General features: G+C 71.4%; 19 protein-coding genes. 6 read left to right on the top strand and 13 right to left on the bottom strand.

The features are described 5' to 3' along the window. Window positions 1-25 precede the first annotated feature (25 nt). From R9X44_RS27180 to lepA, 5 genes are all read right to left on the bottom strand, one after another. A complete protein-coding gene (locus R9X44_RS27180) occupies window positions 26-778 on the bottom strand; it encodes a Uma2 family endonuclease (RefSeq protein WP_319817133.1) in 753 nt (250 codons plus the stop codon). 69 nt (window positions 779-847) lie between these two features. Continuing rightward, complete coding sequence (locus R9X44_RS27175) at window positions 848-1,174, bottom strand: cupin (protein WP_319817132.1); 327 nt, start codon at window positions 1,172-1,174, stop codon at window positions 848-850. Between the two features lie 42 nt (window positions 1,175-1,216). After that, window positions 1,217-1,453 (bottom strand): hypothetical protein, encoded by a 237-nt coding sequence (locus R9X44_RS27170; RefSeq protein ID WP_319817131.1) that lies wholly within the window; start codon window positions 1,451-1,453, stop codon window positions 1,217-1,219. 59 nt (window positions 1,454-1,512) lie between these two features. Continuing rightward, on the bottom strand, window positions 1,513-2,061 hold the full coding sequence (locus R9X44_RS27165; RefSeq protein WP_319817130.1) for a DUF4870 domain-containing protein: 549 nt from the start codon (window positions 2,059-2,061) through the stop codon (window positions 1,513-1,515). Window positions 2,062-2,072: 11 nt separating this feature from the next. Further along, window positions 2,073-3,938 (bottom strand): translation elongation factor 4, encoded by a 1,866-nt coding sequence (gene lepA / locus R9X44_RS27160; protein WP_319817129.1) that lies wholly within the window; start codon window positions 3,936-3,938, stop codon window positions 2,073-2,075. Between the two features lie 260 nt (window positions 3,939-4,198). Here lepA and rpsT point away from each other — a divergent pair, with 260 nt between their 5' ends. Both rpsT and R9X44_RS27150 read left to right on the top strand, forming a co-directional pair. Beyond that, on the top strand, window positions 4,199-4,465 hold the full coding sequence (gene rpsT / locus R9X44_RS27155) for a 30S ribosomal protein S20 (RefSeq protein ID WP_319817128.1): 267 nt from the start codon (window positions 4,199-4,201) through the stop codon (window positions 4,463-4,465). A gap of 118 nt (window positions 4,466-4,583) precedes the next feature. Further along, window positions 4,584-5,132: an RNA 2'-phosphotransferase gene (locus tag R9X44_RS27150; RefSeq protein ID WP_319817127.1), complete on the top strand. Its 549-nt coding sequence runs from the start codon at window positions 4,584-4,586 to the stop codon at window positions 5,130-5,132. Here R9X44_RS27150 and R9X44_RS27145 read toward each other — a convergent pair. The 8 genes from R9X44_RS27145 to hflX form a co-directional block, all read right to left on the bottom strand. After that, complete coding sequence (locus R9X44_RS27145; RefSeq protein ID WP_319817126.1) at window positions 5,123-5,596, bottom strand: hypothetical protein; 474 nt, start codon at window positions 5,594-5,596, stop codon at window positions 5,123-5,125. The two genes, R9X44_RS27150 and R9X44_RS27145, sit on opposite strands and share 10 nt — an antisense overlap. 95 nt (window positions 5,597-5,691) lie before the next feature. After that, entirely contained in the window at window positions 5,692-6,639 is a 948-nt protein-coding gene (holA, locus tag R9X44_RS27140; protein ID WP_319817186.1) for a DNA polymerase III subunit delta, read from the bottom strand. Between the two features lie 261 nt (window positions 6,640-6,900). Then, window positions 6,901-8,814 (bottom strand): ComEC/Rec2 family competence protein, encoded by a 1,914-nt coding sequence (locus R9X44_RS27135; protein ID WP_319817125.1) that lies wholly within the window; start codon window positions 8,812-8,814, stop codon window positions 6,901-6,903. Between the two features lie 1,333 nt (window positions 8,815-10,147). After that, window positions 10,148-10,723, bottom strand: a complete 576-nt coding sequence (locus R9X44_RS27130) for a ComEA family DNA-binding protein (protein WP_319817124.1) — start codon at window positions 10,721-10,723, stop codon at window positions 10,148-10,150. Between the two features lie 71 nt (window positions 10,724-10,794). Beyond that, window positions 10,795-11,103 carry a hypothetical protein gene (locus R9X44_RS27125; protein ID WP_319817123.1) on the bottom strand — a complete coding sequence of 103 codons (309 nt, stop codon included), beginning with the start codon at window positions 11,101-11,103 and terminating at the stop codon, window positions 10,795-10,797. 1,120 nt (window positions 11,104-12,223) lie between these two features. Beyond that, a complete protein-coding gene (locus tag R9X44_RS27120; RefSeq protein ID WP_319817122.1) occupies window positions 12,224-13,066 on the bottom strand; it encodes a DegV family protein in 843 nt (280 codons plus the stop codon). Window positions 13,067-13,206: 140 nt separating this feature from the next. Next, a complete protein-coding gene (hutI, locus tag R9X44_RS27115; protein ID WP_319817121.1) occupies window positions 13,207-14,418 on the bottom strand; it encodes an imidazolonepropionase in 1,212 nt (403 codons plus the stop codon). Window positions 14,419-14,701: 283 nt separating this feature from the next. After that, the gene (gene hflX, locus R9X44_RS27110) at window positions 14,702-16,144 is read right to left on the bottom strand and encodes a GTPase HflX (protein WP_319817120.1); all 1,443 of its coding nucleotides are present in this window, start codon (window positions 16,142-16,144) and stop codon (window positions 14,702-14,704) included. 273 nt (window positions 16,145-16,417) lie between these two features. Here hflX and aceB point away from each other — a divergent pair, with 273 nt between their 5' ends. The 4 genes from aceB to R9X44_RS27090 all read left to right on the top strand — a co-directional run bounded on the left by aceB (window position 16,418) and on the right by R9X44_RS27090 (window position 22,173). Further along, entirely contained in the window at window positions 16,418-18,013 is a 1,596-nt protein-coding gene (gene aceB, locus R9X44_RS27105) for a malate synthase A (RefSeq protein ID WP_319817119.1), read from the top strand. Window positions 18,014-18,331: 318 nt separating this feature from the next. Next, window positions 18,332-19,750, top strand: a complete 1,419-nt coding sequence (locus tag R9X44_RS27100) for an FAD-linked oxidase C-terminal domain-containing protein (RefSeq protein ID WP_319817118.1) — start codon at window positions 18,332-18,334, stop codon at window positions 19,748-19,750. After that, entirely contained in the window at window positions 19,750-20,874 is a 1,125-nt protein-coding gene (locus R9X44_RS27095) for an FAD-binding oxidoreductase (protein WP_319817117.1), read from the top strand. Before R9X44_RS27100 ends, R9X44_RS27095 begins: the two co-directional genes overlap by 1 nt. Continuing rightward, a complete protein-coding gene (locus R9X44_RS27090; RefSeq protein ID WP_319817116.1) occupies window positions 20,875-22,173 on the top strand; it encodes a (Fe-S)-binding protein in 1,299 nt (432 codons plus the stop codon). Window positions 22,174-22,175 lie beyond the last annotated feature (2 nt).

Genomic DNA, 22,175 nt, shown 5'->3' with positions numbered 1-22,175 from the left:
CAGCGGGGACGCCGTGCTCAGGCCGTCAGTCGAGCCGCATGGCCTGCTGCGGGGCGGTGGGGGCGGCGGCGGGCAGGACCGTCATCGTGCCCGGCCGCCCGGGGGCCTGGTCGAGCCGGACGACACGGCCCGGGTAAGCGCGCTGGGCGGTGGCGACGTCGCGCTCGTCCCAGCGCCCGTAGAAGACCGGGCTTCCGTTGTGCAGTTCCACCTTCTCCACGCCGGTCGGCCAGCGGCGCAGGAAGGAGTCGATCCCGAACGCCTCGTCGGCCGCGGGCAGGTCGGGGCCGTTCTGACGGGCCATGTGCGTTCCCTCCACCGGGGCGCGCCAGGGCGGGAGCCCGCGGAACAGCGCCTCCGGCCTGATCTCGATCTTGAACGGTTCGGTGAGCCGCACTGTCTCGCCCTGGTCGACCACGGCGACCCGCCGGTAGCCGTCCTCGCCGAGCTCGAACACGTGCACGCGCGGGGTCTCGCCCGCGACGTCCACGACCCAGTAGCACGGCACCCCGGCGGCCTCGTACAGCGCCTTCTTCGCGCCGAGGTCGCTCGCCCGCGACGCCTCGGAGGCGACCTCGACGGCGAGCAGCGGCGGCCCGTTGACGAAGCCCTCCCGGCGCTGCCCGGCGCAGTAGACCATGAGGTCGGACGGCACCCAGGTGCCCTCACCGAGCCGCACGGCGGTGGCCGTCGCCGTCGCCATGTCGCCGTACTCGGCGAACATCACCGGGGCGACGAGATCCGCCACGAGTATCTGGTGCAAGAGTGTGTGACCCACAACGGACAGTATTCACGCGGAACGCGCGGTGACCCGGCCGTTCGCCGGAGTCGGTGAGACTCGATCTGATCACGCCTCGACGTTCGTGACGGTCGTCAGCACCACGACGGCGTCGCTGAGGGCGGTCAGGCCGTGCCGTTCGTGCGGGATCGGGGAGACGCCGCCCTCGCCGAGCTCGACGTCGCCGCTGCCCGCCGTGATCCGCACCCGGCCGGACAGGACCTGGAGGCTCGCCGCGGGGGGCGCGGAGTGCTCGTCGAGCTTCGAGCCCTCGGTGAGCGCGATCAGCGCCTGCCTGAGGGGGCCGTCGTGCATGAACATGTGGGCGCTGCGCCCGTTCTTGTCGGCTTTGGCCTTCGCGAGATGTTCCGCGGTGAGCGCTTTGAGATCAGTCATGGCTGGAGAGATTCCCTACCCGGCACGACGGTCAAACTGCCGTCAGCCCCTGACGTCGCCGCGATCCGGACGATAAGCACGTTTCCAGGACGGACCACGCCAGTAATGGTTGGCCGCGGCGATCGTCGCGAACTCGGCGGCGACCGCCTCCCCGCTCACCTGAGGGTCGGCCGCGGGACGCAGCCGCAGCAGCGTCCGGCGCGCGAGTTCGAGCGCCAGCGCCCTGCCCTCCTCGGGCGATTCGGTCATGAGCGAGTCGCCCGGCACCAGTTCGTCCATGACCGATGCATCCCACCGGGCGGGGCGCGTTAACCCCACACGTCCCCGGCGCGACGGCGTCAGCGGACCAGCGGCCAGGCGACGACCGCGGGGAACCGGTACCACTCGCCGCGCGACGCGCCCACCGCGGCGAGGATCAGGTAGATGATCTCCGCGATCCCCAGGGGGATGTACAGCAGCGCGCCGAGGCCGAGCGTGACGATCGTGACGGGGATCAGGATCAGCGAGTAGCCGATCGCGGCGATCCCCAGGTTCAGCGACTGCGCCGCGTGCCAGCGCACGAACGGCGACCTGTCCTTGTACATCAGGAAGACCACGAGCGGCGCGAACACGCCGAACAGGAACTGGCCGAGATACCCCAGCAGCGACCACGTCGTGTCCTCCGACGTCGGACCCTGCGGGTACGGCGGGAAGCCCTGCGGAGGCAGAGGCGGCTGCCCGTACGGAGGCTGGTACCCGCCCTGCGGGACACCCCCCGGATAGCCGCCCTGCTGGTACCCGCCCGGAGGCTGGTAGCCGCCCGAAGGCGGGAAGGGCGGCTGTGTGTGCTGCTGCCGCCAGTCCTGCGGACCGGCCCCGGCGTTCGGGTCCCAGGGGGGTGTGCTCATCGCCTAGCGGCTCATTTCTTGGGTTTGTCGGCTGACGACCCCGTCGAGAGGGCCGCGACGAAGGCTTCCTGCGGCACGTCAACGCGCCCGATGGTCTTCATCTTCTTCTTGCCCTCCTTCTGCTTCTCCAAGAGTTTGCGCTTACGCGAGATGTCGCCGCCGTAGCACTTGGCGAGGACGTCCTTGCGGATCGCGCGGATGTTCTCGCGGGCGATGATCCGCGCGCCGATCGCCGCCTGGATCGGCACCTCGTACTGCTGGCGCGGGATGAGCTCCTTGAGCTTGGTGGTCATCATCAGGCCGTACTCGCGCGCCTTGTCGGCGTGCACGATCTGGCTGAACGCGTCGACCGACTCGCCCTGCAGCAGGATGTCCACCTTGACGAGCTTCGACTCCTGCTCGCCCGCGGGCTCGTAGTCGAGGCTGGCGTAGCCGCGCGTGCGCGACTTCAGCTGGTCGAAGAAGTCGAAGATGATCTCGCCGAGCGGCAGCGTGTACTTGATCTCGACGCGGTCTTCCGACAGGTAGTCCATGCCCTGGAGCACGCCGCGACGGCCCTGGCACAGCTCCATGATCGTGCCGATGAACTCGCTCGGGGTCAGCACCGTCGCCTTGACGACGGGCTCGTACACCCGCGCGATACGGCCGTCGGCCGGGTACTCGCTGGGGTTGGTGACGATGTGCTCGGCGCCGTTCTCCAGCACGACCCGGTAGATGACGCTCGGGGCCGTGGAGATCAGCGCGAGGTTGAACTCGCGCTCCAGCCGCTCGCGGACGATCTCCATGTGCAGCAGGCCCAGGAAGCCGCAGCGGTAGCCGAAGCCGAGCGCGAGCGACGTCTCCGGCTCGTAGACCAGGGCCGCGTCGTTGAGGCGGAGCTTGTCGAGCGCGTCGCGCAGCAGCGGGTAGTCGTCGCCGTCGATCGGATACAGGCCCGAGTAGACCATCGGCCTGGGGTTGTCGTACCCGCCGAGCGCCTCGGGAGCCGGCCGCGACGCCATCGTGACGGTGTCGCCGACGCGCGCCTGCCTGACGTCCTTCACGCCCGAGATCAGATAACCGACCTCGCCGACGCCCAGGCCCTCGGTGGAGATCGGCTCGGGCGAGATGACGCCGACCTCGAGGGTGTCGTGCGCGGTGCCCGTCGACATCATCAGGGACTTCTCGCGGCGGGTGATCCTGCCGTCGACCACCCTGACGTAGGTGACCACGCCCCGGTAGGTGTCGTAGACGGAGTCGAAGATGAGCGCGCGGGCGGGCGCGTCGGCGTCGCCGACGGGCGCGGGCACGTCTGCGACGATCTTGTCGAGCAGCTCGGCGACCCCGACGCCCGTCTTGCCGGAAACGCGCAGGACCTCCGACGGGTCGCACCCGATCAGGCCCGAGATCTCCTCGGCCACCTTGTCCGGCTGCGCCGCGGGGAGGTCGATCTTGTTCAGCACGGGGATGATGTGGAGGTCGGCCTCGATCGCCATGTACAGGTTCGCCAGCGTCTGCGCCTCGATGCCCTGCGCGGCGTCGACCAGCAGGATCGCGCCCTCACAGGCGGCGAGCGAGCGGGACACCTCGTAGGAGAAGTCGACGTGGCCCGGCGTGTCGATCATGTTCAGGACATGGCCGTCCCACGGCAGCCGCACGGCCTGCGACTTGATCGTGATGCCACGTTCGCGCTCGATGTCCATCCGGTCCAGGTACTGGGCCCGCATCGAGCGGTCGTCGACCACCCCGGTGAGCTGCAGCATGCGGTCGGCCAGGGTCGACTTGCCATGGTCGATGTGCGCGATGATGCAGAAGTTGCGGATCACCGCGGGATCGGTGTGTTTCGGTACGGGCGGCACGCGAGTCCTAGGTTGACGTGGAGACCTTCCGACCACCATCGTCCCATGTCCGCGCCGATGCTCCGGCTCCGGATGCGCCGATACCGGACACCACGCCCCTTGACGTGTCCTGCCGCGACGCCCTGAGCTGGGCTTCGACCGTCCGGGTTGGGGGTCGGGCCGCCGCGTTGGTAGTCTTCCTCCTTGCGTGTGGGTGCGTGTGTCTCCGTACCCGCAGATCCGACCGGCTGCCGGATCTCCGCGCCCCATCCGTACGTTGACTCCACCAGTCGACTCTTCTTAGACCGAGGCTTCTTTCAGTGGCGAACATCAAGTCCCAGATCAAGCGGAACAAGCAGAACGAGAAGGCGCGCCTGCGCAACAAGGCCGTCAAGACCGAGCTGAAGTCGGCCATCCGCAAGTTCCGCGAGGCCGCCGCCGCGGGCGACGCCGAGGGCGTGCAGACCGCGCTGCGCCACGCCAGCCGCAAGCTGGACAAGGCCGTCAGCAAGGGCGTCATCCACAAGAACCAGGCGGCGAACCGCAAGTCCGCGATCGCCAAGCAGGCCGCGGCGCTCGCCAAGTAACACCCCCTCGCGCCCAGCGCTTTCGCCGAAGGCCGTCCCGTCCGGGGCGGCCTTCGCGCGTTCCCGCGCCAAATCGGGGATGCGCGCGGGCCTTGATCCGTTCTACGCTCGAAGACGCATGGACGCACGACAGATCACCAAGGTTTCCAAGTACCTCTCCCGGCACCTGCGCCACCAGCCAGAACGGATCGGGCTGACCCCCGACCGGGCGGGGTGGGTCGCCGTCGCCGACCTCCTCGAGGCGTGCCGCAGACACCGGATGGCGCTCAGCGAGGACGAGCTGCGCGAGGTCGTCGCGCGCAACGACAAGAAGCGGTTCGCCTTCTCCCCCGACGGCCTGCGCATCCGCGCGAGCCAGGGCCACACCATCACCGTCGATCTCGGCCTGCCCGCGGTCCCGCCGCCCGACGTCCTCTACCACGGAACCGTCGGCGCGTCACTTGAGGCGATCTTCCGCGACGGACTGCGGCCCATGGACAGGCACGCGGTCCACCTGTCCCCCGACACCGCGACCGCCCAGCGGGTGGGGGCGCGGCGGGGGCGTCCGGTGGTGCTGCGGGTGGACGCCGCCGCGATGGCCGCCGACGGGCACCTGTTCCAGCTCACCGACAACGGCGTCTGGCTGACCGGACACGTGCCCGCCCGGTACCTGAGCGCTCAGGGGTAGCCGATGGCCTCGTCGAGGTCGCGCCAGGTCAGGGTCGGCACCACCCAGTCGGGCGGCGGCTCGTCCTGCGGGCCGAACAGGTAGCGGTTCGGGACCACGTCGCGGATCGCGCGGTGCACGTCGAGCCGGTCGTCGATCATGTGCGTGATGCCGAGCTCGGCGCAGTGCAGCGCTTTTTCCTCACGCAGGCGGCAGTACCTGATCCGCGAGCGCGCAATGCCCGTGACGCCGTAGAAGTCGTAGTGCTCGAGCCACGCCAGCGACAGCGGCTCGCCCTCCTCGCTGATCCGCGAGATCACCCACGCCTGGCCGTTGAAGCGTTCCACGATCCGCGGCAACACCTCGAACGCGCCCTCGATCAGCGGCATCCGCCGCGGATCATCGAGGAACACCCGGCCGTCGGCGTTCCGGTTCGCACCGACCACCACCCGCCCGAGGTCCACCCCGAGCCTCGCCTCTCCCATGACTCCACCTTGTCCAGCCCGCGGAGCGATCGCAACCGTTTCTTGGACAACGAGACGGTCTCGCGTTCCGATCCCCGCGCACGGTGAGAAACCCGTCACCCTCGGCGGCCCGACCTCGCCGCGACGATCTCGTGCACCGCGCGCTCCAGCGCGTAACCCGGGTCGGCCCCGCCGCCCTTGACGGCCTGGTCGGTCTCCGCGACGACGACGAGCGCGCGGGCGATCCCGTCGGGGGACCAGCCGCGGACCTGCTTCTGCAGCCGTTCGATCTTCCACGGGGGCATGCCGAGCTCCTTGGCGAGCGCGAAGCTCTTGCCGCGCGCCCCGCCGACCTTCGCCAGCCCCCGGACGCCCTGGGCGAGCGCGCTGTTGATCAGGACCGCGGCCACGCCCGTCGACAGGGCCCAGCGCAGCTGTTCCAGCGCCTCGCCGAGCCTGCCCTCGACGGCGGCGTCGGCGACCGTGAAGCCGGAGACCTCCGCGCGGCCCCGGTGGTAGCGCGCGACGGCGGCGTCGGTGATCTTGCCTCCGGTGTCGGAGACGAGCTGGTTGCAGGCCGCCGCGATCTCGCGCAGATCGGTGCCGACGGCGTCGAGGAGCTGCTGGGCGGCCGTCGCACCGATCGAGCCGCCGAGCCTTCGCACCTCGGACCGCAGGAAGTCCAGCCGTTCCCCCGCCTTCGTCACCTTCGGACACGTGATCTTGCGCGCCCCCGCCTTCACCCACGCCTCAAGCAAACCCTTGCCCTTGACGCCCCCCGCATGCACCAGCACCATCACGATGTCGTCGGCCGGATTCTTCACATAAGCCCCGACCTCGCCCGCCAGATCCTTCCCCAGATCCTGCGCGGCCCGGATCACCAGCACCTTCCCGCCCCCGAACAGCGACGGCGACGTCAGCTCCACGAGCTTCCCCGGCTCCAACGTCCCCGGCGTAAGTTCCACCACCTCAACGTCATCCCCCCGCCTTCTAGCCTCCCCCACGATCTCCCCCACCGCCCGCTCAACAAGCAGCTCCTCATCCCCCACGACCACCGTCACCATGTCCACCCCCCAAGCATGCCACCCCCACCCCCTCCCCAAGCCCACCCCCAAACCTCCCACCCCGACGCCCCGGCCACCATCGACGACCACGCGGGCAGGCCAGGAACGCGCCCGAACGCGTCGGCGCGGCGCAAGAAGAGCCAGCGGCCGCCTCCCCCGCGCGACGCGGCGCGGGAACGCGCGCGCGGAGGAGGCCGCGCGGAGGAGGCCGCGCGGAGGAGGCGGCGCGGCGCGGAGAGGGTCAGGGGTGGGTGGGGAGGGTCAGGGGTGGGGGCGGGTGTGGACTTGGAGGCGGGGGGTGGTGGCGGTGATCGCTATGTCGCCGTGGAGGTCGGTGCGGTAGACGCGGGCGGGGCGCAGCAGGGACAGGGTGCGGGCCGACGGGTGGCCGTAGGGGTTGTCGCGGCCCACGGAGATCACCGCGACGGCCGGGCGGCCCTCGGCGAGGAAGGCGGGTTCCTGGCGTGGACTTCCGTGGTGCGGGACCTTGAGGACGTCGACGCGGGGGACGAGGCCGCGCAGGGAATTCTGCGCAGCCTCCTCGAGGTCTCCGGCGAGCAGCACAGTGAGGCCCGTCCAGCGCGCGAGCAGGACCACGCTCGCGTTGTTGACGGCGGTGCCGTCGCCCGACGGCGGCGTCGGGCCGGGACCGGGGCCGAGCACGTCGAGGGTGAGCGCGCCGTACGTCCACCGCGCGCCCCGCTCCGCCGCGAGCAGCGCGGGCGACGCGCGGGCCCCCGACGCCGCGCGGCGCTCCGGCCCCAGCGCGCTCAGGGGACTGTGCGCGACTGTCGTGCGCGGACGCCCGCGCAGCACCCCCGGCAGGCCCGCGAGGTGGTCGGCGTGCGGGTGGGTCAGCACGACAAGCGGCACATTCCGGACACCGAGCCGCCGCAGGCACCCGGCCACGCGCCCGGGATCGGGCCCCGCGTCCACAACGACCGCCTTGCCCGGTGCCGCGTAGAGCACGAGCGCGTCGCCCTGCCCGACGTCACAGGCGACGAACCGCCACCCCTCGGGCGGCCACGCCGGCGCGACGAGCCGCACGCCGACCGCCGCGACCACCGCCCCTGCCGCGACCGCCACCGCGAGCCGCCGCACCCAGCGCACCCGCACGGCCGCCGCCGCGCCGACCGTGCAGCACACCAGCAGCGCCGCGCCCGCAAACCCGCCCGGCCACGGCATGACCATGTAGGGCAGCGCCGCGAAGGCGTCCGCGACCGCGATCACCCACGACGCGGCCCACCCCGCAGGAGCCGCCGCCCAGCGCGCGGCGTCGGCCGAGACCTGCGCGAGCGCCGCCGCGGCGAACCCGCACACCGTCGTCACCGCGATCCCCGGCGCGGCGAGCACGTTCGCGACGACCGCGCCCACCCCCACCTGGCCGGACATCGCCGCGAGCACGGGCCCCACCGCGGTCTGCGCGGCCAGCGGCACCGCGACCGCCTCGCTCAGCCGCGCCGACAGCCCCCACGCCCGCAGCCGGTCCCGCAGGCGCGGCGCGAGGACGAGCAGCCCCGCCGTCGCCGTCACCGACAGGACAAACCCCCACGAGACGGACAGCCCAGGGTCGATCAGCACGAGCAGCGTCACGGCCCCCGCGAGCGTCGGGACCCCCTGCCGCTCCCGTCCGGCGAACACCGCGAACAGCCCGATGGCCCCCGTCACCGACGCGCGCAACACGCTCGGCTCGGCGCCCACGACCGCGAAGAACCCGGCGGCGGCGACCCCCGCCGCGACCACCGCGCCCCGCACGCCGAGCCCCGCCCATCGGCCCGCCCACAGCACCGTCGCGGTGAGGATCGAGAAGTTCGCGCCGCTCACGACGAGGCAGTGCACGAGGCCCGCCGCGCGGAACTCCTCGTGCGTCCGCTGCGGCACCCCGGACACGTCGCCGAGCACCATCCCCGGCACCACGCCGCGCGGCTCCGCCGCGAGCCCCGACACCGCCTCCCGCAGCCCGGCCCGCACCCCTTCGGCCCACTTCTGCACACCCCCCGCCTCCGCGACGACCTCGGTCGGCCCCCGCGCCATGATCACCGCCCCGACGAGCCCACCCCCATCGGGCACCGCGAACCGCCCGCTCCCCCGCACCCGCTCCCCGACCTTCACCTCCTCCCACCCCTCCGCCCGCCCGTCCCGCACCATCGCCATCACCACGACAGGCGTCCGCACCCGCACGCCACCCCGCACCCCCACCCACTCAGCCCTCCCTTCAACCACAACGACCCCCTTCGACGTCCTCCGCACTCCCGCCTTCACCACGACCTCGACCTCGACCGTCCCCTCCCGCTCCGCCACCTCCCGCACCACCCCGCCTTCCACCGCCGAGACCCGCACCCCCACCCCCACCGCACAGGCCGCCCCCACCACACACGCCCCCGCGATCCCCCGCCACCCGAACCCCACCCCCACCAGCGCCCCCACCCCAAGTCCCCCCGCCACCCAATACGCCCCCACTCCCCACCCACCCCCCACCAAAACCGCCGCAACCCCCCAAACCACCCCCGCCACCCCCACAACCTTCCCCGCCCCACTCCCCACCCCCCACGCCCCCGCCCCTTCACCCACCCCATCCCCACCCCGCCCAACCCAGCTCCCCACACCCCTCCCCCGCAGCTCCCCACCGACCTCCCGCCTCCCCCGCAGGTCCCCACCAAGCTCCCGCCTTCCCCGCAGCTCCCCACCAAGCCCCCGCGCCCGTCCCACCCGAGCCCGAGCCTCCCTCTTCTCCCGAGCCCAAAAAGCAGCCCGCACCCTCTCCTTCCAGCCCAACACCCTTCTCTCCTCCCCTCACACCACAACCCATGACCGCCACCAAACCGCCCCGGACCTCCCGACGCAGCCCACCCCGACACCGCGACACCGCGACACCGCGACACCGCGACACCGCGACACCGCGACACCGCGACACCGCGACACCGCGACACCGCGACACCGCGACACCGCGACACCGCGACACCGCGACACCGCGACACCGACAAGGGCTAACCCGTGCACACCGTCTCTGACCAGGCATAACCCGGGCAGATTCCAACAATTTTCAAAATCTCCTTCGTTCAGAACACTCCTTCCTCCTCTTCGGCGGACAAGACCCCTTCCGGCCCCAGCCGCCGGGCCGCACACCCGTCAAGCGGGCGGGTGCAGGTCGGCGGGAGGAGGTGGGCGGGCAGGCTGGGCGATGGGCGGGGCGGGCTAGGGCGGGCGGCTTGGGATGTACGGGCCGGGCGGGAGGTAGGGCTGGGCGGGCTGGAGGTGGGGCTGGGTGGGCGGGCGGAGCGGGTAGTGGGCGGGTGCGGGCGGAACGGGCGGGCGGGCGGTTTGGGATGTACGGGGCGGGACGGGTGGGAGGCAGGGCGGGACGGGTGGGAGGCAGGGCTGGGCGGGCGGGCGCGGGTAGTGGGTGGGCGGGCAGGTGGGCGGGTGGACGGGCGCGGGTAGTGGGCGGGCGGGCAGGTGGGCGTAGTGGGCGGGTGGGCGGGCGCGGGTGGTGGGCGGGCGGGTGGGGTCAGACGCGGATGTGGGGGGCCAGGTCGGCGTAGCGGCGGGCGCCGATGCCGGTGACGTCGCGGAGTTGCTCCGGGGTGCGGAACGGGCCGTGGGCGGTCCGGTGGTCGAGGATGCGCTGGGCGAGGACCGGGCCCACCCCTGGGAGTTGCTGGAGTTGTTCAAGGGTCGCGGTGTTGAGGTCGAGCGGCGCGGTGGGCGCCCCCGCTGGAGACAGCGGGTTGGCCGGGGGCTGGGGTTGGTCGGCCCCGACGGCGATCTGTTCGCCGTCGAGGACCTTGCGGGCGAGGTTGAGCGCGCCCACCTCGGCCTTCGGACGCAGCCCGCCCGCCGCCGACACCGCCTCGTGCACACGCGAGTCGGGCGGCAGCGTCACTATGCCCGGACTCCGCACATCACCCGCGACATGCACCACGACGGGACGCGGAGAGGGCGCACTGAGCGGCGCGGCCGGAACCTCATCGGACGACGACACAGGGTCCACGACCTCGAACGCGTCCGACTCCGGCCGCGTAGCCCAGAAGAACACCCCGGTCCCCATCACCGCCACGAGCGCCGCCACGGTCAACGCCCGCAACCCCGTGATCCCCGGATCAACCCATTCCATGAACCGCCCGACAACCCCCCGAACCCCCAGCCCAACCCCCTTCACCCCACTCCCCCCGCCTCCTCCATCCTCAACCCACCCTCGCCCAACTCCCCCTCCCCCTTCTCTCCCACCCCCTCCACCTTTCCCGACCCCTCCACCCCTCTCCTCCACCGCGCCACCTTCCTTCCCGAACCACCCACCGCGCTCGACCACCCCTCCACCTTCCTTCCCGAACCACCCACCCCGCTCGACCACCCCTCCGCCTTCCTTCCCGGACCGGCCACGCCGCTCCTCCACCCCTCCACCGTCCTGCCCGAACCACCCACGCCGCTCTTCCGCCCCTCCGACTTCCTTTCCGAACCGGCCACGCCACTCCTCCACCCCAGCGCCGCCTCTCACCTGCCCCCTTCGCTTCGCCACGCCGTCACCCGCACCCGCCGCGCTCCCTCTCCGCGCCCCATCGCCCCCGCCTGCCAGACCCGGCCGCTCCGCTTCGCCGCTCCAGCTCTCCCCGTGCCGTCGCGGCGTGAGGTCGCCTCTGATCTCCGCGCTCCGCCCGTCCTCCCGTTCCTCCGCTCGCGCACCGCGCTTCCCATCGAGCCGGTGCTTCGCTCCCGCCGACCACTGGGCCGGGCTGGCCGACCCGTCCGACCCGGTCCGCCGACTCCCCGCGACGTTGTTGAAGGTGAGCGTCGTGTTCGCCAGGTCGGAAGGCGGGCGAGAATCGGGGCGGGCGAGGGAAGCGGTGGGTCCGGCGCGGAGGGCGGGTGCTCGGTCGGGGCGGGTGACGCCGTCGAGCGGGTCTTCGACCTCGGCCACCGGTCGTCGGTGCAAGGGCGACGGGCCGTCGAAGGGCACGTCATGCGGACCCCACGGGTCGACGCCCGGTCCGTTCGCCGTGCGGGCGAACGGAAGGACCTCCGCGGTAGTGCGAAGGGCGGCGGGCGTGGGCGGGCGGTTAACGAGGGTCGCCACGGGTGTTCCCCGCAAGGGCGTGAAGCCGCCGAAGTCGTCCCACGGACCCGGATGGGTCAGCTGGTCCGGCCGCGTGACGGTTTCGAGAAGAAGGTCGAGAGCATCCCCCTCGGAAGGCGGCTCCACGGTTTCCTCCGCCTCCGGCACGACCGCGAGCAGGACACCAGGGTCCGCCCGCCCCTCGAACCGCGACGGATCGGGCTCATCCCTAGGCCGTCCCCAGAAATCCACGTCATGGGTCTCGTCCCAGCTGACCCAGTTCTCGTTCGTTCGCCTGCCCCACATGCGCCTGTTCCTCCCCGTGTAAGCCGCGCGGCCATAACGGCACGGCGACTCGCTCTGCGTTGCCCCCCGCGCGCACCACAAAGGCGCGCGACGCGGGCACGGCGGAGGACGCCCCCGGCAGACCCGGTGACGACTTCGGCACACCACGTGTTCGTTCATGCCGACGACGTTAACCGCCGACCGGAACCCCGAACGGGCCGAATCAGATTCTGTGGAAAACTCTGTGCGTTAGCCGCACGGCGAGATCGCGACGCCGAGCATCCCCGGCCCGACATGCGCCCCGATGACGGGCCCGACCTCACCGATGTGCAGCGTCCGAAGCTCCGGAATCCGCCGCCGCAGACTCTCCGCGAGGCTCTGCGCCCGCGCGGGCGACGCCACATGCTGGACGGCCACATCGACCGACCCGGTCCCCGCCCGCGAGACGGCGAGCTCCTCAAGCCGCGACAGCGCCTTCGCCGACGTCCTGACCTTCTCCAGCGGCGCGATCCGCCCGTCCGCGAGGTTCAGCAACGGCTTCACCATCAGCGCCGACCCGAGCAGCGTCGCCGCGGCCCCGATCCGCCCACCACGCCGCAAATGCTCCAAAGTATCCACATAGAACAGCGCGCTACTCGCCGCCGCCCTACGCCGGACGGCCTCGGCGACGTCGTCCACGTCACCGCCCGCCTCGGCCATGATGGCCCCGGCAAGCGCCGCGAACCCGAGCGACATCCCGATCGTCCGGCTGTCCACCACATGGACGGGCACGGCCGCCTCGGCCGCCGCCATCCGCGCGCACTCCACAGTGCCGGACATGTCACCAGAAAGATGGACCGAGACGATCGCGTCGGCTCCGGCCCCGGACGCGGCCTTGTAGGCGTGCGCGAACCGGTCCGGCGACGGTCTCGACGTCGAGACCGGCTGCCAGGAGCGGAGCGCGTCGGCGGCGTCGGCCGAGGTGACGTCGACCCCGTCGTCCCTGACCCTGCCCCCGATGATGATCTGGAGCGGCACGACGCCGATCTGGTACCTGGCGAGGAGTTCGGGGGGCAGATATGCGGAGGAATCCGTAACTATCGCTACACCCATATCCGCAACCTACCCCGCTGCCGTTAACCCTTCGTCACAGCGGAATGACCGGGATGCTGCCGGTTGCGGACCCCCGAAACACGCGCGCCACGGGAACTTCTCAGCATGGGAACGTTCCGGGAACGGACACACGTCGCCGATCAGGGCTGAACCGGCACACCGCCCCGCCAGACGCGCAGGGCACGCAGCCCGTACGCCCAGGCGAAAGCACCCTCGTGGTCTGCGTCCCAAAGGACGATGTCGGCGTACATCCCGCGCGCCAGCGTGCCCCGGTCGGACACCCGCAGCGCCGACGCCCCGCCGATGGTCGCCGCGCGCAGGGCCTCGGTGACGCTCATCCCGAACATCGCGACGGCGAGCCCGATGACCAGCGGCATCGAGGTGATGCCGCTTTCGCCCGGGTTGTGGTCGGTGCCGAGCGCGACGGTGACGCCCCGGTCGAGCATCGCCCGCACGGGCGGGACGCGGCCGCTGCGCAGCGCGCTGGCCGGGCAGACGGTGGCGGTGACGCCCGCGTGCGCGAGCGCCTTGATGTCCTCGTCGGTGGCCTCGGTGAGCAGGTCCGCCGAGGCGCAGCCGATCTCGGCGGCCACCTGCGCGGCCCCGCTGCGCTCGGACAGGCACGCGTGCACGCGCGGCTTCAGCCCGATCTGCTGGGCGGTGTACAGGATGGCGCGCGCCTCGTCGGCGGTGAAGTGGCCCTCGTCGCAGTACACGTCGACGCTGTCGGCCCCGGCGGCGTGCGCGTCGAGCGTCCACTGCCGGACCGCCTCGACGTAGTCGCGCCGGCGGCCGAAGAACTCCGGAGGCAGCACGTTCGCCGCCAGGAATGTCGCGTGAATGCGTGGCATGGCCGGTTCGTTCTCCAACGACCGGAGCATCCGGATGTCGGCGAGTTCGCCGTCGCGCGTGAGGTGGAAACCGGTCTTGGCCTCGACGGTCGTGGTACCCGTCATCATCCAGGCGCGCAGCCGCTCGCGGACCGAGCTGCACAGCGTCCACGGGTCGGTGCCGCGGGTGACCGTGACGGTCGAGCCGATGCCGCCGCCCGCGGACGCGATCTCCTGCGGGCTCGCGCCGCTCGTGCGCATCGCCAGCTCCGCCCAGCGGTTGCCCGCGTAGACGGGGTGGGCGTGCGCGTCGATGAGGCCGGGGGTGACCAGCCCGCCGCCGAGGTTCTCCACGTGGTCGACGTCGACGATGTCGTTGATGACGCCGGGGACGCTTTCCGGAAGGTCGGCGGACGGTCCCGCCCAGACGATCCTGTCGTTGTGGATCAGAATGGCGGCATTGCTGCACACATCGGTGCCCGTCCACAGGCGTCCGATGTTCGTCAGCAGACGAACCGTCATATGCGTGTCACCGAACCGTCCGCTGGGAGGGGTCGACCGGGAGCGTCAAGAGCCACCTGCTCTCGCTGGTGCCGTCCGGCTGGCTGCCGGTCGGCGGAAACTGGCCGCTGCATCGACGGGGGCGCCGAGCACCGGGACGACGAGACCGGAGATATCGGTTTCGTCACGGTAGTGCACGTCATGCCTGCCAGACAAGCTCTTGACACGCCCAACGTGACACGGTCCGCCCGAGTTCCTCAGCGTAGTCCGCGGGCCCGTGAAACGTGGGCGAAACGTCAGAGAATCACGACCCCGACGGTGCCACCTCGAAAACCTCCAACTCGGCGGCCAGGGCCAGCGGAACCCTTGCGACGAGCTCGGTGCCGTCGTCACGGTGCTCGATCTTGACGACCTCGCCCTGCTCGTGAATGCGGGCCACAAGAGCACCCTGCGAGTAGGGCAGCACGACGTGGACCTCACGGTCGAAGTCGGGCAGTTCCGCCTCGATCAGTTCGAGCAGGTCGGTCATTCCCGCGCCGGTGCGGGCGGAGACGACGACGCTGTTCTTGTACTCGCGCTTGAGCCTGCCGAGCACGACGGGGTCGGCGGCGTCGGCCTTGTTGATGACGATCAGCTCGGGCACCGAGGTCGCGTCGACCTCCGACAGCACCTCGCGGACCGCCTTGATCTGCGCGTCGGGCTCGGGGTCGCTGCCGTCGACCACGTGGACGATGAGGTCGGCGTCGCCGATCTCCTCGAGCGTCGAGCGGAACGCCTCGACGAGCTGGTGCGGCAGGTGCCTGACGAATCCGACGGTGTCGGCCAGCGTGTACGGGCGCCCCGACGGCGTCACCGCCTTGCGTACGGTCGGGTCGAGGGTGGCGAACAGGGCGTTCTCCACGAGGACCCCCGCGCCGGTGAGCCGGTTCAGCAGCGAGGACTTGCCCGCGTTGGTGTATCCGGCGATCGCGACGGCCGGGACGCGCCTGGCCCGGCGCACTGACCGCTTGGTGTCGCGGGTCTTGGACATCTCGCCGATCTGCCTGCGCAGCTTGGCCATCCGGGTGCGGATGCGCCGCCGGTCGAGCTCGATCTTGGTCTCGCCGGGGCCTCGTCCGCCGATGCCGACGCCGCCCGCGGCACGTCCGCCGACCTGGCGCGACAGGTTGCCGCCCCAGCCGCGCAGCCGCGGCATCAGGTACTGCAGCTGGGCGAGTTCGACCTGGGCCTTGCCCTCGCGGGACTTGGCGTGCTGGGCGAAGATGTCGAGGATCAGCGCGGTCCGGTCGATGACCTTGACCTTGCAGATGTCCTCCAGCGTGCGCAGCTGTGAGGGGGTGAGTTCACCGTCGGCGATGACGGTGTCCGCGCCCGTCGCCAGGACGACGTCGGCGAGCTCCTCGGCCTTGCCGGAGCCGATGTACGTCGCGGGGTCGGGCTTGGCGCGCCGCTGGATCAGCCCTTCGAGCACCTCGGATCCCGCGGTCTCGGCGAGCAGCGCCAGTTCCCTGAGCGAGTTCTCCGCCTGGGTGAGGGTGCCGTCGGTCCAGACGCCGACGAGGACGACCCTTTCCAGCCGCAGGGAGCGGTATTCGACCTCGGTGACGTCGGCGAGCTCGGTGGACAGGCCGCTGACGCGTCGGAGCGCGTGCCGTTCCGCGAGGTCGTAGTCGCCGGTGGTCTCCGGACCCTCGTAGTCGAGGCCGTCGAACTCGTCGAACCGCTCGGACCGCTTGTAATTCGTCATGTTCCTCCTGGCTTGTTCCAACGCCGCCGACCGGCGGGTTCTTCCCCAGCCTGCCACGCGACGCCGACGTTCTCACCTCAATATCCCCCCGCGCATCCCCGGCTACAAGGCGGCGTGACGCGTCGAGCGGGCACCCGGCTTGGACTCCCCGCCGACGCTTCGGCTAGTCTTTTCATTACTCAGAAGTAGTTTTTCGCCAGGCGAAAAACCCGCTGAGCCGATCCACCGCACGGGATAGCCGACATCCCGAGATCACGACAGGAAGGTCCCGAGATGGGCATCGAGGTCACCGGAACCCGAAACGAGCGATTCGACGAGATCCTCACCCCCGAGGCCCTTGATTTCGTGGCCTCACTCCAGCGCGAGTTCGGGGGACGCCGCCTTGAGCTGCTCGCCAAGCGCGCTGAGCGGCAGGAGGCGCTGAACAACGGCGGCACGCTCGACTTCCTGCCCGAGACCGCCGGAATCCGCGCCGACGACACTTGGCGCGTCGCCGAGCCCGCGCCCGGCCTCGAGGACCGCAGGGTCGAGATCACCGGCCCGACCGACCGCAAGATGACGATCAACGCGCTGAACTCCGGCGCGAAGGTGTGGCTCGCCGACTTCGAGGACGCCAACACCCCGCTGTGGGACAACATGATCGAGGGCCAGCTGAGCCTGCGCGACGCCCTCGACCGCACGATCGACTTCACCGACGAGCGCACCGGCAAGTCCTACTCCCTCAAGCCCGACGACGAGCTCCCGACCATCGTCCCCCGCCCGCGCGGCTGGCACATGGACGAGAAGCACGTCACCGTCGACGGCCAGACGATGTCGGGCTCGCTGTTCGACTTCGGCATGTACTTCTTCCACAGCGGCAAGCGCCAGATCGCCAAGGGCAAGGGCCCGTACTTCTACCTGCCGAAGATGGAGTCGCACCTGGAGGCCCGCCTCTGGAACGACGTCTTCACCTACGCCGAGAACGCCCTCGACGTCCCCTACGGCACGATCCGGGCGACCGTCCTTATCGAGACGATCCCCGCCGCGTTCGAGATGGAAGAGATCCTCTACGAACTGCGCGACCACTCCGCCGGCCTGAACGCCGGCCGCTGGGACTACCTGTTCTCGGTCATCAAGAAGTTCCGCTCGCGCGGCGCGCAGTTCGTCCTGCCCGAGCGCAACGCGATCACCATGACGGCCCCGTTCATGCGCGCTTACACCGAGCTGCTTGTGCGCACCTGCCACAAGCGCGGCGCGCACGCGATCGGCGGCATGGCCGCGTTCATCCCGTCCCGCAAGGACGAGGAGGTCAACCGCGTCGCGTTCGAGAAGGTCCGCGCCGACAAGACCCGCGAGGCCGGCGACGGCTTCGACGGCTCCTGGGTCGCGCACCCCGACCTCGTCGCGGTCTGCCGCGAGGTGTTCGACGGCGTCCTGGGCGACAAGCCGAACCAGCGCGACCGCCTGCGCGAGGAGGTCAAGGTCTCCGCGAGCGACCTGCTGTCGGTCGACAAGACCCCCGGCGAGATCACCGAGGCCGGCCTGCGCAACAACATCGACGTGGCGCTGCGCTACCTCGCCGCCTGGCTGAACGGCTCGGGCGCGGTCGCGATCCACAACCTGATGGAGGACGCGGCCACCGCCGAGATCTCCCGCTCGCAGGTCTGGCAGTGGATCAACAACGGCGTGAAGCTGCCCGACGGCACCCTCATCACCCGCGACCTGGTCACCTCCCTCCTCGACGAGGAACTCACCAAGATCCAGGAGGAACTGGGCGACGCCTACAACTCCGACCGCTACAACGAGGCTGTCTCCCTCTTCAAGGAGGTCACCCTCGCCGACGACTACAGCGAGTTCCTCACCACCCCCGCCTACATCCGCTTCCCGTAACACCTCGCTCGCTGCGAGCAAGAAGCACCGGTAGCCGGGTCAACAAGAGGACGCCTCTCCCGACGGTCCTAAAAGACCGGGGGGGAGACACCTCTCCCTGTAGTCCCATGTAGGAGAGCGGGGAAGCCCCCGCTCTCCCCAGCGTCCCTGAATGCCTTGGCCCGGGGGCCAGGCGTCCCCTTGCACCACAGCCTGTGAGGGGGCGTCTCCCGTCGCGTAGGGGAGGCCGCCTTCTGTGCCCCGCGGTCCCGAAGGGACTGCGGGGTGGGGTTGCGGGGTAGGCGGGCCACGTAGGAAGCGTCCGGTAAAGGAGCGCCGATGTTGCTGGGTCTTGCCGAGGAGTTCCGGAGCGCGCTTGGTCCGGACTCCGTCATCGACGACCCCGTCCGCCTGCGCACCTACGAGTGCGACGGCCTGACCGTCCACCGGGCGTCTCCGGGGCTCGTGGTGCTCCCTGAGACCGCCGAGGAGGTCGCCCTCGTCGTCCGGGCCTGTGTCGCGCGCGGCGTCCCGTACGTCGCGCGCGGGAGCGGCACGGGCCTTTCCGGGGGCGCGCTCCCCAGGACCGACGGCGTCCTCATCGTGACGTCGCGGATGCGGCGCATCCTGGAGATCGACCTGGACAACCAGCGCGCGGTGGTCGAGCCGGGGGTGATCAACCTCGACGTGTCCAAGGCGGTCCGCCCGGACGGCTACTACTACGCGCCCGACCCTTCGAGCCAGCAGATCTGCTCGATCGGCGGGAACGTCGCGGAGAACTCCGGCGGCGCGCACTGCCTGAAGTACGGGTTCACCGCCAACCACGTGCTCGCCTGCGAGGTCGTCACGCCCGACGGGGACATCGTGACGCTGGACGACGGCCCCGGCTACGACCTCCTCGGCGCGTTCGTCGGGGCCGAGGGCACCCTGGGGATCACCACGAAGGTCACGGTCCGGCTGACCAGGACCCCGCAGACCGTCCAGACGCTGCTCGCGGCGTTCCCGTCGATCGAGACGGCGGGCGCGGCGGTCAGCGCGATCATCGGCGCGGGCATCGTCCCCGCCGCGATCGAGATGATGGACGCGCTCGCGATCGAGGCCGCCGAGGCCGCCGTCGCATGCGGCTACCCGGAGGGCGCGGGCGCGGTCCTCATCGTCGAGCTCGACGGCCCCGAGGTCGAGGTCGCCCACCAGTTCGCGCAGGTCAAGGCCCTGTGCCTTGACGCCTTCGAGCAGAGGGTGGCCCGCGACGACGCCGACAGGGCGCTCATCTGGAAGGGCCGCAAGTCCGCGTTCGCCGCCGTCGGCCGTATCTCCCCCGCTTACATCGTCCAGGACGGCGTCGTTCCGCGCACCGCCCTACCGGGTGTTCTGGCGGCCATAGACAGACTGTCGGAGGAGTCCGGGGTAAGGGTCGCGAACGTGTTCCACGCCGGAGACGGCAACCTGCACCCCCTCGTCCTGTTCGACGACGCCGAGCCCGGCGCGGAGGAACGCGCGGAGACCGTGTCGGGGGCGATCCTCGACCTGTGCGTGTCGTCCGGCGGCTCGATCACCGGCGAACACGGCGTCGGCGTGGACAAGGCCAATTACATGCCCCGCATGTTCACCGAGGCGGACCTGGACACCATGCAGCGGGTGCGCTGCGCGTTCGACCCGCCGAACCTGTGCAATCCGGGCAAGGTGTTCCCCACGCCGCGCCTGTGCGGAGAGATCCCCCGCGTGCGGAGGGGCGAGCCAGAGGGAGAGCTGTTCTGATGCCGGACCCGCGCCCCGCCGAGCCCGGGGAGGACATCCTCGGCATACTCCCCGAAAGGGTCGTTCGCCCCGAGACCGTCGAAGAAGCCGCGGAGGCGATGCGCAAGGCGCACGCCGACGGCGTCACCGTGGTCCCGCGCGGCAACGGGACACGTCTGCACTGGGGTAACGCGCCCCGCTCCTGCGGGCTGCTCCTGGACACGCGTTCCCTCGACCGGGTGATCGAGCACGCGGCGGGCGACCTTGTGGTCACCGTGGAGGCGGGGCTCCCGGTGGCCCGTCTTCAAGAACTTCTCGCACCCGCAAGGCAGCAGCTCGCCTTGGACTCCCCCCTGGACTCGACCGTGGGCGGCGTCCTTGCGACGGCGTCGGCGGGCCCGAGGCGTCTGCTGTACGGGACGCCGAGGGATCTGCTGATCGGCGTCACCGTCATCCGCGCGGACGGCGAGATCGTCAAGTCCGGCGGCAAGGTCGTGAAGAACGTGGCCGGGTACGACCTCGGCAAGCTCTACACAGGGTCGTTCGGCACCTTGGGCCTCATCGTGCGGGCCTCCTTCCGGCTGCACCCCGTGCCCGACCAGAGCGTGTTCGTCACGGCCGTCGAGCCCGACCCTCTGCGCGCCGTCCTAGCGCTGCTGCATTCGCCGCTCGTACCGAGCGCCATAGAAGTAGACGGAGCCGGACGGCACAGCACGGTCGCCGCCTTGTTCGAGGGAAGCGCCGCCGAGGCGCGCGCGGCGGAGGCCGTCCGCCTGCTCGGCGGCGGGGCCCGCGTCGCCGAGGAACCCCAGTGGTGGGGCCGCTACCCCGAGGCCGAGGTCCTGCTCGAGGTCAGGGCCAAGCCGAGCGAGCTCCCGGAAGTGCTCGCGTTGGGCGGCTCACGTATACGCGGCTCGGCGGGCAGCGGCGTGTGGTTCATAGGCACCTTCGCCGCTTCCGCCCCCGATCTTGTGGCCCGGCTGCGCCGCCGCTGGACGACGGTCGTCCGCAGCGCGCCCCCGAGGCTGCACGGGTCACTCGACCTGTGGGGCCCGTCCCCCGCGCTCCCCCTGATGCGCAGGGTCAAGGACCAGTTCGACCCAGGCCACCGCCTGTCCCCCGGCCGCTTCCTCGGAGGTCTGTAGATGAGCGACGAGTTCGGCGAACTGCTCGGCGACTGCGTCCACTGCGGGTTCTGCCTGCCCACCTGTCCGACCTACGTGCTGTGGGGCGAGGAGATGGACTCCCCACGCGGCCGTATCCACCTCATGGCGCAGCACCACGAGGGCACGCCGCTCACCCCGGAGATGGCCGGCCACTTCGACGCGTGCCTCGGCTGCCTGGCGTGCGTGTCGTCGTGCCCGTCGGGCGTGCGCTACGACCGGCTGATCGACGAAACGCGGGCCGAGGTCGAGCGCGTCCACCCGCGCACCCGCTCCGAGCGGGCGCTGCGCGAGGCGGTCTTCGCGCTGTTCCCGTATCCGCGCCGCCTGCGCGCCGTACGGGGCCCGCTGCGGCTCTACCAGGCCAGCGGCCTCGGCAGGGTCGTCCAGCCCGTCCTGGCCAGGCTCAGCCCCGCGCTGGCGGCGATGGAGCGGCTCGCCCCGCCGCTCGGCAGGGCGACGCGGCTGCCCGAGCGGGTCGCGGCGCGCGGTGATCGGCGCGCGGTGGTCGGGATGCTCACCGGATGCGTGCAGCGGGAGTTCTTCCCGCAGGTCAACTCGGCGACGGCGCGCGTCCTCGCCCTCGAGGGCTGCGACGTCGTGATCCCCAAGGGCCAGGGCTGCTGCGGCGCGCTGTCCCTGCACTCGGGACGCGCCGACGAGGCCAAGGCGTTCGCGCGCGCGACGATCGAGGCGTTCGAGCAGGTCGACACGATCGTGGTCAACTCGGCGGGCTGCGGCTCGGCCATGAAGGAGTACGCGCAGCTCTTCGCCGACGAGCCCGAGTGGGCGGACAGAGCCGCCGCCTTGTCGGCCCGTACGCGCGACTTCACCGAGTTCCTCGCCGAGCTCGGCCCTCAGGCCGAAAGGCACCCGCTCGAGCTGACCGCCGCCTACCACGACGCGTGCCACCTCGCACACGGCCAGGGCGTCAGGGCCCAGCCCCGCGCGCTGCTGCGCGGCATCCCCGGCCTTGAGATAAGGGAGATCGCCGACCCCGACGTGTGCTGCGGCTCGGCTGGGACCTACAACCTCTTCCAGCCGGAGGCCGCCGCGGAGCTCGGCGACCGTAAGGCCGAGCAGGTCGCCGCGACCCGGGCGGAACTGCTGATCGCCGCGAACCCCGGATGCACCGCGCAGATCGCCGCCGCGCTGGCCAGGGGCGGTGCGCCGATGGCGGTGGCGCACCCGGCGCAGGTGCTCGACGCGTCGCTGCGCGGGCTCGGCCCGGCGCACCTCGTGTCCCACCGGCATCACGTTGCTAACGCAACCGTGCGCTAGGC

The organism is Actinocorallia sp. A-T 12471 (assembly GCF_033875155.1).
Lineage (GTDB): Bacteria > Actinomycetota > Actinomycetes > Streptosporangiales > Streptosporangiaceae > Actinocorallia.
Note: the sequence above shows the minus strand (reverse complement) of the source record. Positions and strands in the feature narration are given on the sequence as shown.

Coding starts and splice junctions, on each gene's coding strand:
- R9X44_RS27120 (WP_319817122.1), bottom strand. CDS start 13,066: ATGGGTGTAGCGATAGTTACGGATTCCTCCGCATATCTGCCCCCCGAA.
- lepA (WP_319817129.1), bottom strand. CDS start 3,938: ATGGTGGTCGGAAGGTCTCCACGTCAACCTAGGACTCGCGTGCCGCCC.
- holA (WP_319817186.1), bottom strand. CDS start 6,639: ATGGTGACGGTGGTCGTGGGGGATGAGGAGCTGCTTGTTGAGCGGGCG.
- R9X44_RS27145 (WP_319817126.1), bottom strand. CDS start 5,596: ATGGGAGAGGCGAGGCTCGGGGTGGACCTCGGGCGGGTGGTGGTCGGT.
- R9X44_RS27150 (WP_319817127.1), top strand. CDS start 4,584: ATGGACGCACGACAGATCACCAAGGTTTCCAAGTACCTCTCCCGGCAC.
- hutI (WP_319817121.1), bottom strand. CDS start 14,418: ATGACGGTTCGTCTGCTGACGAACATCGGACGCCTGTGGACGGGCACC.
- R9X44_RS27170 (WP_319817131.1), bottom strand. CDS start 1,453: ATGGACGAACTGGTGCCGGGCGACTCGCTCATGACCGAATCGCCCGAG.
- R9X44_RS27165 (WP_319817130.1), bottom strand. CDS start 2,061: ATGAGCACACCCCCCTGGGACCCGAACGCCGGGGCCGGTCCGCAGGAC.
- aceB (WP_319817119.1), top strand. CDS start 16,418: ATGGGCATCGAGGTCACCGGAACCCGAAACGAGCGATTCGACGAGATC.
- R9X44_RS27100 (WP_319817118.1), top strand. CDS start 18,332: ATGTTGCTGGGTCTTGCCGAGGAGTTCCGGAGCGCGCTTGGTCCGGAC.
- R9X44_RS27090 (WP_319817116.1), top strand. CDS start 20,875: ATGAGCGACGAGTTCGGCGAACTGCTCGGCGACTGCGTCCACTGCGGG.
- hflX (WP_319817120.1), bottom strand. CDS start 16,144: ATGACGAATTACAAGCGGTCCGAGCGGTTCGACGAGTTCGACGGCCTC.
- R9X44_RS27095 (WP_319817117.1), top strand. CDS start 19,750: ATGCCGGACCCGCGCCCCGCCGAGCCCGGGGAGGACATCCTCGGCATA.
- R9X44_RS27175 (WP_319817132.1), bottom strand. CDS start 1,174: ATGACTGATCTCAAAGCGCTCACCGCGGAACATCTCGCGAAGGCCAAA.